This window comes from Saccharothrix syringae (assembly GCF_009498035.1).
GTDB classification, from domain to species: domain Bacteria; phylum Actinomycetota; class Actinomycetes; order Mycobacteriales; family Pseudonocardiaceae; genus Actinosynnema; species Actinosynnema syringae.
The window spans coordinates 538,647-553,345 of record NZ_CP034550.1; the positions used below are offsets into that span (position 1 = coordinate 538,647).

Below are 14,699 nucleotides of genomic sequence, written 5' to 3' on the forward strand. Positions count from 1 at the left end.
CGAGCCTACGGGTGCCCCCTACGAGGCGACCGGGGTGGGCCGCAGCGGGCGGTCGCCGCCCAGGCCGGGGATCAGGGTGCCGCCCCGCCGCGTCTGGACGGTCTGCGCGAGGCCCACCGCGAGCAGCGCCGACAGCACGGTGAACCCGATCCAGTACTCGGTGGGCAGCAGCACGCCCAGCGCGCCGCCGAACACCCAGCCCAGCTGGAGGATCGTCTCGGACCGGCCGAACGCCGAGGCGCGCGACGAGTCGGGCACGTCGTCCTGGATCACCGCGTCCAGCGAGATCTTGGCCAGCGAGCTGGCCGTGGCGCCGACCAGGCCGACGGCCGCCGCGGTGGCCAGGCCGGGCAGCACCGCGGCCACCACCGAGGTCGCCAGCGCGGCGGCCAGGCAGCCGATCACCACCCGGTCGGGCGAGCCGAAGTGCAGCCGCGCGCCCACCGCGTTGCCCAGGAAGCTGCCGACGCCGGCGGCCGCCGCGATCACGCCCAGCAGCAGCACCTGCCCGAACGCGTCGCCCTCGGTCTGGGCGCGCACCACGAACGCGGCGAACAGCATCAGGAACCCGGTCAGCATCCGGATCGCGCCGTTGCCCCACAGCGCCACCACGACCGTGCGGCCCAGCGGCTGCCGCCGCGCCTTGCGGGGCGGCCCGGCCCGCAGGGACGCGGGCACCTCGCCCTCGGTGACCTCCACCCACGCCGGGATGCGCAGGCAGGAGTACGCGTTCACGGCCGACAGCACGGCGGTGAACCACAGGGCGCCCGGCGAGCCGAACACGTTGGCGAACCCGGCCGCGAACGCGCCGAACACGCCGCCCGCGGCCAGCCCGAACACCGTCATCCGGGCGTTGGTCTTGGCCAGCGTGATCTCGCGCGGCAGCACGCGCGGCGTGATCGCGGCCTTGAGCACGGTGAACGACTTCGACAGCACCATGCTGCCCAGCGCCGCCGGGTACAGGGCCCAGTTGTCGAAGTTCAGCGCCATCACGGCCGACAGCAGCACGCGCAGCGCGCAGGAGGCGGCCAGCGCCCACCGCCGGCCGTGCTGGATGCGGTCCAGCGCCGGGCCGATGACCGGGGCGACCAGCGCGAACGGGGCCACGGTGATCAGCAGGTACAGCGCGACCCGGCCGCGGCTCTCGCCGGTCGCGGCGGAGAAGAACAGGGTGTTGGCCAGGGCGACCGCCATGGCCGCGTCGGCCGCGTAGTTCAGCATCACCGCGTAGGTCAGCGAGGACAGGCCGGACTGCTTGGCGCCGTCGGCGTGCGCGGCGCGGCGGAACAGGGCCACGGCCCGCCCGGTGAGCTGGCGGGTGCGGAACCAGGCGACGCGGGTGACGGTGAGCTTCTTCGGCGGGGCCGGCGCGGTGGGCCGGTCGTCCGGTGGCGGGGCGAAGCGGGCGGACGCCTCGGTGCGCCGGTCGCGGGTGTCGCGGGGTTCACGCGGGTCGTGCGCGTCACGCGGGTCGTAGGGCGTGGTGCGCGGGCCGCGGGGTTCACGCGGGTCGTAAGGCGTGGTGCGGGGTTCGCGCGGGTCGCGGGGCGTGGTGCGCGGGCCGCCCCGGGAACCGCGGCTCTCGCGGGTTCCACGGCTGTCGCGGGGTTCGTCGTACCAGGACTCGGCGCCGCGCGGCGGTCTGGCCCGGGGCGCGTCGTCGGGCACGGGGTGGGGGCGGGTGCCGCCCGGCCCGCGCCCGCCCGTCCCGGGCGAGGTCCCGGCCCACCCCTCGTCGCGCGGGTCGGGCCCCGGCGCGGGGTGCGGCCGGGTGCGCGGCTCGTACTCGTCGTCCTCCCACGGGTACCGCCGCGACGGGTCTTCCGGCCGAGGGGGTGTCACGCACCCAATCCTGCCTCACCCGTTGCGGCGTGTCCCCGCATTCCAGCCCGTCGTCGCGCGTTCACCCGGTGGTGAACCGGATGCGGAACACGGTGGGCCAGTTCTTGCCGGTGACCAGGAACTCGTCGGTGCCCGGCACGGCCGCGATGCCGTTGAGCACGTCCGAGGCGGGCACGCCGGCGGGCCGCAGCCCGGACAGGTCCACGGTCGCGGTGACGCGCCCGTCGGCGGGGTCGACGCGCACCACCTCGTCGGTCTGCCACACGTTCGCCCACACCTGCCCGCCGACGCACTCCAGCTCGTTGAGCCGGCGCACCGGCTCGCCGTCGCGGGTGACCCGGACGGTGCCGGTCTCGGCGAAGGTGCGCGGGTCGCGGAAGGTCAGCTCGTCGGTGCCGTCGCTCATCACCAGCCGGTCGCCGTCGCGGCACAGCCCCCAGCCCTCGCCCTCGTAGGTGACGCGCCTCACCTCTTCGAGGGTGTCGCGGTCGCGCTCGATGGCCACGCCGTCGCGCCAGGTGAGCTGCCAGATCCGGTCGTCGACGACGGTGATGCCCTCGCCGAACAGCCCGCCGGGCAGGTCCACGCGCCGCCGGACCTCGCCGGTGGCGGGGTCGACGCGCCGGATGGAGGACCTGCCCTCCAGGCCGGTGCCCTCGTAGAGCACGCCGTCGGCCAGCTCCAGGCCCTGGGTGAACGCGTCGGGGTCGTGGGGTGCGGTGCCGAGCACCTCGAAGCCGTCCGGGGCGCCGTTCGGGCCGCTCGCCGGGGTGCCGCCCGGGTCGCCCGCCGGTGCCCCGCACGCCGCCGACAGGACGAGGGCCGCAGCCACCGGGATCCACCGCACGTCCGAAAGGGTGGCACGTCTGCGCGGCGCCGTGCGGACGTGCGGCACAATTCCCCTGTGACCGCCACGCCGACCCAGCAGCCCAACCCAGTGCTCGCCGATGACGCGGCCGTCCGGCTCGCGCGCGCCGCCGCCCGGGAGGAGGCGGGCTCGGAACTCCTCGGCGACCACGTGGGCGTCGTCGCCGAGGACGAGGCCGCGGTCACCCACCTGTTCGAGGCCCGGCACGCGGGCTACCGCGGCTGGAACTGGGCCGTGACCGTGTCGTTCGCGGGCGAGGGCACGCCGCTGTCGGTGAGCGAGGTCGTGCTGCTGCCCGGCGACGACGCGCTGGTCGCGCCGGACTGGGTGCCGTGGCACGAGCGGGTGCGCGCGGGCGACCTGGGCGTGGGCGACCTGCTGCCGGCCAAGGAGGACGACCCGCGGCTGGCGCCCGGCTACGTCGCCTCGCAGGACCCCGCCGTCGAGGAGGTCGCGCTGGAGGTGGGCCTCGGGCGCGTGCGGGTGCTGTCCCGCGAGGGCGTGCTCGACGCGGCCCGGCGCTGGCACGGCGGCGACTTCGGCCCGCGCAGCGAGATGGCGCGCAGCGCGCCCGCGCACTGCGGCACGTGCGGCTTCTACCAGCGGGTCGCCGGGTCGCTGGGCGCGGCGTTCGGGGTGTGCGCGAACGAGCTGACGCCCGCCGACGGGCACGTGGTGCACGCCGAGTACGGGTGCGGCGCGCACTCCGAGGTGGAGGTCGAGGGCGGGCCCGCGGTGCCGGTGGCGGACCTGGTCTACGACGACGCGGTGCTGGACGTGGAGGCCAACGAGGCCCAGGCCGGGCAGGCGCGGTCCGGGCAGGCGCAGGCCGACGCGCCCGACGCCGAGAGCGGGCGGTGAACCCGGCGCAGGCGGACCCGTTCGGCACGGCGGCGCTGCGCGAGTCGGTGCTGGCCGCGTGGCGCGGGTCGCCGACGAGGTTCCGCGAGGACGCCAACGCCGAGGAGGACCTGCGGCTCGGCGGCTACCGCGACCGGCTGCTGGTGGAGCTGGCGCAGAACGCCTCCGACGCGGCCGGGGACGAGCCGGGCGTGCTGCGGCTGTCGGTGGTGGGCGACGAGCTGCGGGCGGCGAACACGGGCGCCCCGCTGGACGCGGCGGGCGTGGCGGCGCTGGCGTCGCTGCGCGCGTCGTCGAAGGCGGCCGGCGCGGTGGGGCAGTTCGGCGTCGGGTTCGCGGCCGTGCTGGCGGTGACCGACGCGCCGCGCGTGGTCTCGCGCACCGGCGGCGTGGCGTTCTCGGCCGAGCGGACCCGCGCGGAGGTGCCGGACCTGGCCGCCGGGCGCGGCGGTGACGTGCCGGTGCTGCGGCTGGTGTGGCCGACCGACGAGGCGGACCTGCCCGGGGGCTTCGACACCGAGGTGCGGCTGCCGCTGCGGGCGGGCGCGGCCGGGCTGCTGGACGGGTTCGCCGCGCAGGCGCCGGACCTGCTGCTGGCGCTGCCGGGGCTGCGCCGCGTCGAGGTCGGCGACCGGGTGTGGGAGCGGGTCGAGGCCGACGGCGTGGTGGAGCTGACCGGCCCCGCCGGGGTGCGGCGGTGGCTGGTGCGCCGCACGGGCGGTGAGCTGCCCGCGGAGCTGGTGGCGGGCGTCGAGTCGCGGCCGCGCTGGTCGGTGTGCTGGGCGTGGCCGCTGGACGAGCCGCTGTCCGGTGACGTGCTGCACGCGCCGACGCCCACCGACGAGAAGCTGTCGCTGCCCGCCCGGCTGATCGCCACGCTGCCGGTCGAGCCGTCGCGGCGGCGGGTGCTGACCGGGCCGGCCGCGTCGTTCGTGCTGGACCGGGCCGCGGAGGCGTACCCGGAGCTGGTGGCCGCGCTGCCCGCGGTGGAGCGGACCGCGCTGGTGCCGCTGCCCGGGTTCCCTCTGTCCGAGGTGGACGGCCTGCTGCGGGCCGGGGTGCTGGCGGCGCTGCGCCGCGCGGTGTGGCTGCCGCTGGCCGACGGCGGGTGGGCCGCGCCGGTGGCCGCGAAGGTGCTCGACGTCGCGTCGTTCGAGCTGGTGGAGCTGCTGGAGGACGTGGTACCCGGCCTGCTCGACTACGAGCTGACGCTGCCGCGGCACGCCAGGGCGCTGGCCGCGCTGGAGGTGCCGCGCGTGCCGGTGGCGGAGGTCGTGGAGGCGCTGGCGGGCGTCGGCGGCGACCCGTCGTGGTGGCGGCAGGTGTACGAGGCGCTGTCGCCGGTCGCGGACGTGGACTCGGCCGCGCGCGAGGCGATGGGTGCCCTGCCGGTGCCGCTGGTCGACGGGCGGCTGGTGAGCAGCCCGCGCGGCGTGCTGGTGGGCGAGGAGCTGCCGGCCGTGCCGGGGCTGCGGGTCGCGCACCCCGAGGCGTCGCACCCGCTGCTGCTGCGGCTGGGCGCGACCGAGGCGACGCCGGCCGAGCTGCTGGACTCCGACGCGGTGCGCGACGCCGTGCGGCACAGCCTGGACGACCCCGGCGTGGACGGCCCCGAGCTGGTGGCCACGGTGCTGCGGCTGGTGGAGCGGGCCGGCGGGCGGCCGTGGCTGGCGGAGCTGGCGCTGCCCGCGGCGGACGGCGGGTGGCGGCGCGCGGACGAGCTGGTGCTGCCCGACTCGAAGCTGCTCGCGGTGCTGGAGCCGGACTCGCCGTTCGGCGTGCTGTCGGCGGGGTTGGCGGGGGAGTGGCCGCGCGAGGTGCTGACCGCGGTCGGCGTGGTCGACGGGTTCGGCGTGGTCGAGGACGACTCGCCGACCGAGCCCGACCACGACCTGGCCGACGAGGGCTACTGGTGGGACGCGTTCGACGTGCCGCCCGCGCGGGTGCTGGGCGTGCGCGACCTGGATTTGGTGGCGCACGACAAGTGGCCGCGGGCGCTGGCGATGATGGCCGCCGACCCGGTGGTGTGGCGCGCGGTCACCGAACCCGACGGCTACACCTCGTGGTGGCTGGCCCGCTACGCCACGCTCGACGGGGTGCCGCTGGGCGCGTGGCGGCTGCCCGGCGCCGACGACCTGGAGGGCCTCTACGACGTGGTGCCGGACGTGGGCCTGCCGGAGCACGTGCTGGCCGCCGCCGGGGTGCGCGCGTCGCTGGACGTGGCCGACGAGGACGACGTGACCGACCTGCTGGCGCGCCTGGGCGACCCGGCGCGCAAGCTGTCCGACGCCCTGGTGCTGCGGGTGCACGCGCTGCTGGCCGAGGTGGCCGGGTCGGTGGGCGTGGAGCCGCCGGACCGGGTGCGGGTGCTGACCGGTGCCGCCGTGCCCGCGGACGACGTGCTCGTGCCGGACCTGCCGTGGCTGCTGGGCGTGCTGCCGCCGGACCAGGTGCTGGCCTCGCGGGGCTCGGCCGCCGCGCTGGCGGAGCTGCTGGCCCTGCCGCTGGCGTCGGAGGAGGTCTCCGGCTCGGTGGTCGGCTCGGGCGACGAGGTGGTGTGGTCGGAGCTGGGCGCGGTGCGCCTGGCGTGCGACCTGCTGGGCGTGGAGCTGCCGACGGGCTCCGTGGTCGTCCACGACGACCTGGTGGTGGCCGCCGAGGGCGCCGAGCACGAGGTGTCCTGGTGGGTGGAGGACGACGTGGTGCACGCCGCCGACACCCCCGAGGGCCTGGCCCGCGCCCTGGCCTGGACCACGTCCCGCTGGGACGACCGGCACACCTTCGCCGCCCTGATCGCCGACCCGACCCCCGCCGTCCTGCTCGGCTGACCCCCCACTTCCCCGCCCACCCCCCGACTCAACCCGCGCGTGTCCTCCACTCGGACACCGCGTGTCCTCCACTCCGGCACCGCGAGTCGAACGTTCAGGACCGTCGTGTCGAACGTTCCGGACCCCCGTGTTCGACGTTCGGGTCACGCGTGTCGTCCAGTGGGGTACCGCCGCGGTCGACGGCGCCGGGCGCGGCTACTCCGTCAGCCCCTGGCCCTGCTGCGCGGTGCGCTTCCCGCGGCGCGCGGCGGAGCGCTGCCAGGCGAAGACGCCGTAGCCGATCACGCCCAGCACGCCGCCCGACAGGCACGTCCACAGCAGCGTCCGCTCCCCGCGCCAGAACAGCAGCACCACCGCGAACGCCAGGAACCACAGCGCCGTGCCGCCGATGATGGCCGGCACCGGGTCGGCCAGGCGCGGCGGCAGGGGCGGGGGCGCGGGGAGGGGTGCTGCGTCCTGTTCGGCCACGTCAGGCAGGCTACCTGTCCGAAACACGGGTGGGGCACGCTCTGCCTCCACGCCACACCGAACAAGGAGTCCCGGATGTCCACCGCCGCACCGGCGCCACGCTCCAAGCTGGACGGGTTCTTCAAGATCACCGAACGCGGGTCCACGATCGGGCGGGAGGTGCGCGGCGGGCTCGTCACCTTCGTGACGATGGCCTACATCGTCGTGCTGAACCCGCTGATCCTGGGCAGCTTCGCCGCCGACGACCCGTCGGCCAAGGTGGACGTGCTGGGCAACGTCCTCACCATCCCGCAGGTCGCCGCGGTCACCGCGCTGGTCGCGGGCGTCATGACGATCCTGTTCGGACTCGTGGCGAACTACCCGTTCGCGCTCGCCACGGGCCTGGGCATCAACTCGTTCGTGGCCGTCTCGATCGTGCCGCAGGTCACCTGGCCCGAGGCGATGGGCCTGGTCGTGGTCAACGGCCTGGTGGTGCTGGTCCTGGTGGTCACCGGCGTGCGCACCGCCGTGTTCAACGCGGTGCCCGCCGAGCTGAAGGCCGCCATCGCGGTCGGCATCGGCCTGTTCATCTGCTTCATCGGCCTGGTCGACGCGGGCTTCGTGCGCCGCGTGCCGGACGCGGCGGGCACCACCGTCCCGGTCGGCCTGGGCATCAACGGCTCCATCGCCTCCTGGCCGACGCTGGTGTTCGTGGTCGGCCTGGTCCTCACCGGCGTCCTGGTCGCCCGCAAGGTCCGGGGCGGCATCCTGATCGGCGTCCTGTCCGCCACGGTGCTGGCCATCGTCGTCGAGGCGGTCGTGGACGCGGGACCGTCGCAGGGCACCAAGGCCACCGGCTGGAACCTCGGCTACCCGGCGCTGCCCGACCAGGTGCTCGGCCTGCCCGACCTGTCGCTGCTGGGCGACGTCTCGTTCGGCGCGTGGACCCGGCTGCCCGCCATCACCGCCGCGCTGCTGGTGTTCACCCTGGTGCTGACCGACTTCTTCGACACCGTCGGCACCATGACCGGCCTGGGCAAGGAGGCCGGGCTGATCGGGGGGGACGGGCAGCTGCCCGGCGTGTCCAGGGCCCTGTTCGTCGACGGCCTCGGCGCGGTCGCGGGCGGCGCGGCGTCCTCGTCGTCGAACACCGTCTTCGTCGAATCGGCCTCCGGCATCGCCGAGGGCGCGCGGACGGGGCTGGCGAACGTCGTCACCGGCCTGCTGTTCCTGGCCGCCATGTTCCTCACCCCGCTGTACGCGGCGGTGCCGATCGAGGCGGCGGCGCCCGCGCTGGTGATCGTGGGCGCGCTGATGATCGCCCAGGTCAGGGAGATCGACTTCGCCGACTTCTCGGTGGCCCTGCCCGCGTTCCTCACGATCGTGGTCATGCCGTTCACCTACTCGATCGCCAACGGCATCGGCGCGGGCTTCGTCAGCTACGCGCTGTTGCGGGCGCTGACCGGACGGGCACGCAGCGTTCACCCGCTCATGTGGATCGTGGCGGCGGCGTTCGTCGTCTACTTCGCGATCGGCCCCATCCAGGCCGCCCTGAACGGCTAGGCGAGAGATTTCACACGTCCGGGTACGAGATCGTGAGGTATGCTAACTACGTGACGGAGACCGAGGTGGAGACCGGACTGGCGAGCCGGCTGCGGCTGGCCGTGGTCCGCCTGAACCGGCGGCTCCGCGCGCAGCGGGTGAACTCCGCGATCTCGCTCACCCAGGTGTCGGCGCTGTCCACGCTGCACAAGTGCGGACCCCTGACACCCGGCGAGCTGGCCGCCAAGGAGGGCGTCCAGCCCCCGTCGATGACCAGGGTGATCGCCGCCCTGGAGGAGTACGGGTTCGCCACGCGCCGCCCCCACCCCACCGACGGCCGCCAGGCCATCGTGGAGCTGAGCGAGGCGGGGCTCAACTACATCAACGAAGAGGTGTCGGCCCGGGAGGCGTGGCTGGACGCCAGGCTCGCCGAGCTGACACCGGAGGAACGGGGCGTGCTCTCGCGCGCCGCCGGGATAATCGACAGGATGGCGGGGCAGTAACGACGTGCCGGCGTACGCGGATGGTGCAGGGACCGAACAGCTCGACCGCAACTCGACCGCACCCCCGCCCAGGCGCCGCAACGCCGGCATGTTCGCCTCCCTGCGGGTCCGCAACTACCGCTACTACGCCTCCGGCCAGGTCGTCTCCCTGGTCGGCCTGTGGATGCAGCGCGTGGCCCAGGACTGGCTCGTCCTCGAACTCTCCGACGGCTCACCGGTCGCCCTCGGCATCGCCGCCGCCCTCCAGTTCGCGCCCACCCTGCTGCTGTCCCTGTGGGCGGGCGTGCTCGCCGACCGCATGGACAAGCGCAAGCTGCTCGTCGCCCTGGAGACCGGCCTCGGCCTGTGCGCCCTGACCCTCGGCCTGCTCGACGTCACCGGCGTGGCCCAGCTCTGGCACGTCTACCTGCTGTGCCTGCTCCTCGGCGCGGTGTCGGCGGTCGAGACACCCGTGCGGCAGAGCTTCGTGGTCGAGATGGTCGGCCGCGACCAGCTCACCAACGCCGTCGCGCTCAACTCCATGACGTTCAACCTCGCCCGCATGGTCGGCCCCGCCATCGCCGGCGGCATGATCATCGTCGTCGGCACCGGCTGGGTCTTCCTCATCAACGCCGTCACCTTCCTCGGCGTCATCGCCGGCCTGCTGCTGATGAGGCCCGCCGAACTGCACCGCGGCGCACCCGTGCCCCGCGAGAAGGGCCAGCTCCGCGCCGGCCTCCGCTACGTGCGCAAGCGCCCCGACCTGGTCATCCTGCTGTGCCTGGTGTTCTTCGTCAGCACCTTCGGCCTCAACTTCTTCGTCACCCTCGCCGTGCTGGCCCGCAACACCTTCGGCGGCGACGCCGACGCCTACGGCCTGCTGTCCACCATGCTCGCCGTCGGCACCTTCGCCGGCGCCACCCTCGCCGCCCGCCGCAGCACCCGGGGCAAACCCCGCCCGCGGCTGCTGATCACCGGCGCCCTGGCGTTCGGCGTGCTGGAGGTCGTGGTCGGCCTGATGCCCACCATGTGGCTCGCCGGCGCGGCCCTCGTCCCGGTCGGCATCGCCATGATGACCTTCACCACCACCGCGAACGCCACCGTGCAGCTGGCCGTCGAACCGTCCATGCGCGGCCGCGTGATGGGGCTCTACATGCTGGTGTTCCTGGGCGGCAACCCCGTGGGCGGGCCCGTGATGGGCTGGCTGGCCGAGCACTTCACCGCCCGCGCGCCCATGGTGTTCGGCGGCGTCGTCTCGATCGTGGTCGCCCTGGTCGGCGGCGTGGTCCTGGCCCGCCGCGGCGGCATGACCCTCGCGGTGCCGCGCCTGCGCCGCCGGGCCTGACCCGGCGGTCTTCGGGGCCTGACCGCGGCGCGCCCCTCGACGGCCGGGGCGCTGCTCCGGACGGTGCACGCCGGCCGCTCCCGGTGGACCCGGTTTCGTGCGGTGGGGTTCCCCGGAAGACTTGGTTAGGCTAACCTAAGCGGCGTCGCTTCGTGGTGGGAGCGGCAGTCAGTTCGGGAACAGACGAGGCCCCGCCCCCGGTCGTACCGCCGGGTGCGGGGCCTCGTCGGCTTTTCGGGTCCGCTTTCCTTCGGGGGCGCTGCCCACCCCCGACGAGCCTGGCAAGATGTGGCCCATGGACACCGAGGAGGAATGGCCGATCGAGCAAACGTGGTCGATGCGCAACACGCACTGGCACGCGTACGTGGAGCACACCTCACTCGATCACGCTTCCCCGCGGTCCGAGCGCCTGGAACGCACGCCGGAAGAGGTCCTCACCACGCCGGCGGAGGTGGCCGCGTGGCTGGAGGTCAACCTGCGCAGCGCGACCAAGCCCGAGGAAGCGGGGAAGAAGCGCACCAAGGACGAACGGGACTTCTCCGACTCCAACCGCGTGCACACCTCCCTGGCGTCCAAGGGGGAGAGCATCTACACCGGGGTGAAGGGGATGCTGACGCTCGCGGTGGAAGCCGTGACCCCCGACGAGTGCCGCAACACCCACGACGGCGCCGACGTGGCACCGCTCAAGGCCGGCCGGCGCCGGTGAAGCCGGGTGCGGTGAAGCCGGGTGCGTGGGGTCGGAAGATCACACGTACGAGGTAGGGACGGCGAAACCGGGATCGATGTCAACGCCGCGAACGTTGCCGGAAATATGGAGGCGGCGCGGCGGACGGGGGAGTGGGCGGGAACGGACGACACCGCGTGGTTGTGGCGGTGGCGGTGGTCGTGGCGGTCGGTTGGCCATGGCGGTCGGTGGTCGGGCACGCGCGTGGGTGCGGTGGGAGTGAGGCGCGCACTCCGAGCGGGGCTCGGATCGGGCTTGGAACCCGGCCGCAGCTCTGAGCGCAGGTGGCCCTCGGCGTGACGGCGTGCGCTGTCGGGCTGTGGGCGACGGTGCGGTTCGGGTGTGACGGGCTTGGCGTGGTGGCCCTGGTCGGAGGACTGGGGTCGGAGAGCCGGTGCGCCGGGCGTGGCGGGCCCCGGTGCGAGGGCTGAGGCGCTGGGCGGGGTACGCCGGATGGCGTGCTGGCGCGGTGGCGGCCAGAGGCGTGGTGGCTCGGGACGTAGTGGCCAGGGCGTGAGGCTCGGGGCATGGCGGCCAAGAGGCATCGTGGCTCGGGGCGTGGTGGCTCGGGGCGTGGTGGCTCGGGATGTGGCGGCTCAGAGCGTGGTCGGCCAGGTGTGGACCGGCTCACCCGCGTGCATCAGCTCGACGTACCGGGCCAGCATCGTCGCCAGGGCCTTGTCGCGATCCACCCCCCGCTCCTCCAGCATCGCCACCGTGTCGCGCTGCCACTGCGACCCCGTGCGCCGGGTCAGGCAGCGCGCCTCGATCACGCCCAGGTACCGCTCCCGCGCCTCGTCGGAAACCCCGCAGTCGCGCAACCCCTCGTGCGCCAACGGCAGCAACCGCCGCAGCACCAGCTCGTCCGGCGGCACCCACCCGGTCCCGGGCCAGTACAGCTGCGCGTTCATCCCGTGCCGCGACCCGGCGTACAGGTTCTCCTCGGCCGCCTGGAACGACATCTGGCTCCACAGAGGACGGTCGGCCGTCGTCAGGGCGCGTTGGGCGCCGTAGAAGAACGCGGCGTTCGCCATGGTGTCCACGACCGTCGGCCCGGACGGCAGCACGCGGTTCTCCACGCGCAGGTGCGGCACGCCGTCCACCACGTCGTACACCGGCCGGTTCCAGCGCCACACCGTCCCGTTGTGCAGGCGCAGCTCCGTCAGCGACGGCGTCCCGCCCGCCCCGAGCACGTCCAGCGGGTCCTCGTCCCCGGTCTCGGGCAGCAGCGCGGGGAAGTACCGCACGTTCTCCTCGAACAGGTCGAAGATCGAGGTGATCCACCGCTCCCCGAACCACACCCGCGGCCGCACGCCCTGGTTCTTCAGCTCCTGCGTGCGCGTGTCCGTGGCCTGCAGGAACAGCGGTATCCGGGTTTCGTGCCACAGCGCCCGCCCGAGCAGGAACGGCGAGTTCGCCGCGATCGCCACCTGCACGCCGGCCAGTGCCTGCGCCGCGTTCCAGTGCGCGGCGAAGTCGTCGGGCGCGACCTGGAGGTGCAGTTGCACCGACGTGCACGCCGCCTCCGGCATGATCGACTCGGCGAAGCTCGAGAGCTTTTCGCCGCTGCGGCCGGGCAGCGGCGACGCCTCGCCGGAGATCGACAGCGCGACCTCCTCGCCGCGCTCGGCGAGGATGCGGTCGTTGAGCACCGCGTACCGGGGTTGGGGCGAGAGCCACCGCCGGTCGAAGTGCTCGTGCCGCAGGGTGGGCAGCACGCCGATCATCACGATGGACGTCCCGGCGTCGTGCGCCTTGTCGTCGGCCGACGTGAGGGTGGAGACCAGTTCGCGTTCCAGGTCGAGCGTCTCGTCGCCGGCCAGTTCGCGCGGTGGGACGTTGACCTCCAGGTTGTGCCGCCCGAGTTCGGTGGTGAACGAGGGGTCGTCGATCTTCTCCAGCACCTCGGTGTTGGCCATGGCGGGCCGGCCGGCGCGGTCGACGAGGTTCAGCTCGATCTCCAGGCCCATCTGCTGGCGCGGGAACGAGAAGCTGCCCTCGGCCAGCATGGTGCCCAGCGCGTCCATGCACCGCTGCATGCGCTCCCGGTAGCGTTGGCGGTCTTCCCTGGTGAACGTCCGACTGGACAGATCCCTACCCATGCCGCCTCCCAATCGGTCGGGGTGCTCCGGCGGGTTCAGCGGAGGTCAACCGTGACACAGCGGCCCCTCTCCTGCCAGCGTCCAAATCGGTGCTCTCAGTCACCTGTTGGTAACAATGAGCGAGAACTTGCTGGTGGTGGACTTGCGGTTGGCCGCCCCAAAAATGTGAGAAGAACTCAAGAACCGCGAGGTGAGACACTGCCGGGGTGATCGAGATCGACGACCCGGCGGACCCGCGCCTGGACGACTTCCGGGACCTGTCGACGGCCGACCGCCGCCCCGACCGACCGGGCGGGCGCGGCCTCGTCATCGCCGAGGGCGTGGTCGTCGTGGAACGCCTCCTCGCCTCGCCCTACCCGGTGCGCGCGCTGCTGGGCGTGCGGCGCCGCGTCGAGGCGCTGGGCGACCTCCCGGCACCGGCGTACGTCACCTCCGCCGAGGTGATGGCCGAGGTGGTCGGCTTCCACCTCAACCGGGGCGTGCTCGCCGCCGCCGACCGCGCGCCGCAGCCGGACCTCGCCGCCCTGGTCGCCTCGTCGCGCCGGCTGGCCGTGCTGGAGGGCGTGGGCGACCACGAGAACCTGGGTTCGCTGTTCCGCAACGCCGCCGCGCTCGGCGTCGACGGCGTGCTGCTCGGCCCGGGGTGCAGCGACCCGCTGTACCGGCGGAGCGTGCGCGTCTCGATGGGTCACGTGCTGCGCGTGCCGTTCGCCTCGGTGCCCGACCTGCCCGGCGGCCTGGACCTGTTGCGGCGCAACGGTTTCACCGTCGCCGCCCTGACGCCGCGGGCCGACGCGGTCGGCCTGGCCGACGCCGGGCTGCGCGGCCGCCGGGTCGCCGTGATGCTCGGTTCCGAGGGCCCCGGCCTGACCGAGGGGGCCATCGCCGCCGCCGACGTGGCCGTGCGCATCCCCATGGCCGGGGGCGTCGACTCGCTGAACGTCGCGACGGCCGCCGCGATCGCCTTCTACGCGATCGCCTGAACGCGCTACGTTGCTCACCGAGCAGAGGAGGTCGCAGGTGGAGCTGCGGGTTCAGGACGGCCGGGCCGTCCTCGCGGGCCGCGACGACGCGGGCGAGCGGGAGGTGGACCCGCACGCGCTGCCGCTGGGCGCGGGCCTGGCCGACGCGCTGCACGAGTGGGCCAAGGTGGCCGACGCGGTGGTGCGCAGCGACGCGTCCTCCGACGGCGTCGCGAGCGCGCTGGTGACCAGGCGCGGGCGGCAGCTCGCGGGCCGGTTGGCCGCCGACATGGGCGCGCCCGTGCGGTACGCCGACCCGGTGACCGGCGAGCTGTTCACCGTGGAGGTGCCCGCCGAGGGCGAGGAGCCCGAGGACGTCGAGGACGCCGGGGAGGACGCCGGCGAGCCCGTCGCGGAGGCGGAGCGGGAGCCGACGCCGTGGGGCACGGGGCTGACGGTCACCCTGATCGTGGCGGCCGTGGTGACGTTCACCGTCTACAGGCTGTCGGTCGGGCTGGCCGAGACGAGCACCTGGCTGGCGGTGCTGGCGAACGCGCTCGTGGTCGGCGGCATCTCGCCGTCGGTGTGGCTGGCGCGCAACGTGCCGGTGTGGCGGTGGGTCGCCTACGGCGTGGTGACCGGGGTGCTGGTGGCCTGGCTGTCGCTGCTGGCGGGCAACTTCCTCTAGGAGGGGCG

General features: G+C 74.4%; 12 protein-coding genes. 8 read left to right on the forward strand and 4 right to left on the reverse strand.

What is annotated here, in order from left to right; genetic code table 11:
* Positions 1 to 18 precede the first annotated feature (18 nt).
* Both EKG83_RS02535 and EKG83_RS02540 read right to left on the reverse strand, forming a co-directional pair.
* Complete coding sequence (locus EKG83_RS02535; protein ID WP_194282988.1) at positions 19 to 1,842, reverse strand: MFS transporter; 1,824 nt, start codon at positions 1,840 to 1,842, stop codon at positions 19 to 21.
* Between the two features lie 61 nt (positions 1,843 to 1,903).
* Positions 1,904 to 2,689 (reverse strand): glutaminyl-peptide cyclotransferase, encoded by a 786-nt coding sequence (locus tag EKG83_RS02540; RefSeq protein ID WP_407690756.1) that lies wholly within the window; start codon positions 2,687 to 2,689, stop codon positions 1,904 to 1,906.
* Positions 2,690 to 2,746: 57 nt separating this feature from the next.
* Between EKG83_RS02540 and EKG83_RS02545 the strand changes: the two genes are divergently transcribed.
* Positions 2,747 to 3,571 (forward strand): DUF3027 domain-containing protein, encoded by an 825-nt coding sequence (locus tag EKG83_RS02545; RefSeq protein WP_170191870.1) that lies wholly within the window; start codon positions 2,747 to 2,749, stop codon positions 3,569 to 3,571.
* Positions 3,568 to 6,399 (forward strand): sacsin N-terminal ATP-binding-like domain-containing protein, encoded by a 2,832-nt coding sequence (locus EKG83_RS02550; protein WP_033432193.1) that lies wholly within the window; start codon positions 3,568 to 3,570, stop codon positions 6,397 to 6,399. The genes EKG83_RS02545 and EKG83_RS02550 overlap by 4 nt, the downstream gene beginning before the upstream one ends.
* A 195-nt stretch (positions 6,400 to 6,594) precedes the next feature.
* Here EKG83_RS02550 and EKG83_RS02555 read toward each other — a convergent pair whose 3' ends face one another.
* Positions 6,595 to 6,867 (reverse strand): DUF2530 domain-containing protein, encoded by a 273-nt coding sequence (locus EKG83_RS02555; RefSeq protein ID WP_051766214.1) that lies wholly within the window; start codon positions 6,865 to 6,867, stop codon positions 6,595 to 6,597.
* Positions 6,868 to 6,942: 75 nt separating this feature from the next.
* Here EKG83_RS02555 and EKG83_RS02560 point away from each other — a divergent pair, with 75 nt between their 5' ends.
* The 4 genes from EKG83_RS02560 (at position 6,943) to EKG83_RS02575 (ending at position 10,921) form a co-directional block, all read left to right on the forward strand.
* Positions 6,943 to 8,409 (forward strand): NCS2 family permease, encoded by a 1,467-nt coding sequence (locus EKG83_RS02560; RefSeq protein ID WP_033432192.1) that lies wholly within the window; start codon positions 6,943 to 6,945, stop codon positions 8,407 to 8,409.
* Between the two features lie 50 nt (positions 8,410 to 8,459).
* The gene (locus tag EKG83_RS02565) at positions 8,460 to 8,891 is read left to right on the forward strand and encodes a MarR family winged helix-turn-helix transcriptional regulator (protein ID WP_033432191.1); all 432 of its coding nucleotides are present in this window, start codon (positions 8,460 to 8,462) and stop codon (positions 8,889 to 8,891) included.
* Between the two features lie 4 nt (positions 8,892 to 8,895).
* Positions 8,896 to 10,215 (forward strand): MFS transporter, encoded by a 1,320-nt coding sequence (locus EKG83_RS02570; protein ID WP_033432190.1) that lies wholly within the window; start codon positions 8,896 to 8,898, stop codon positions 10,213 to 10,215.
* 295 nt (positions 10,216 to 10,510) lie between these two features.
* A complete protein-coding gene (locus EKG83_RS02575; RefSeq protein WP_033432189.1) occupies positions 10,511 to 10,921 on the forward strand; it encodes a hypothetical protein in 411 nt (136 codons plus the stop codon).
* Between the two features lie 614 nt (positions 10,922 to 11,535).
* Here EKG83_RS02575 and EKG83_RS02580 read toward each other — a convergent pair.
* Positions 11,536 to 13,041: a glutamate-cysteine ligase family protein gene (locus tag EKG83_RS02580; RefSeq protein WP_033432188.1), complete on the reverse strand. Its 1,506-nt coding sequence runs from the start codon at positions 13,039 to 13,041 to the stop codon at positions 11,536 to 11,538.
* Positions 13,042 to 13,247: 206 nt separating this feature from the next.
* Here EKG83_RS02580 and EKG83_RS02585 point away from each other — a divergent pair, with 206 nt between their 5' ends.
* Positions 13,248 to 14,024 (forward strand): TrmH family RNA methyltransferase, encoded by a 777-nt coding sequence (locus EKG83_RS02585; protein ID WP_033432187.1) that lies wholly within the window; start codon positions 13,248 to 13,250, stop codon positions 14,022 to 14,024.
* Between the two features lie 37 nt (positions 14,025 to 14,061).
* Positions 14,062 to 14,691, forward strand: a complete 630-nt coding sequence (locus EKG83_RS02590; RefSeq protein ID WP_033432186.1) for a DUF2537 domain-containing protein — start codon at positions 14,062 to 14,064, stop codon at positions 14,689 to 14,691.
* The last annotated feature ends 8 nt before the right edge of the window (positions 14,692 to 14,699 follow it).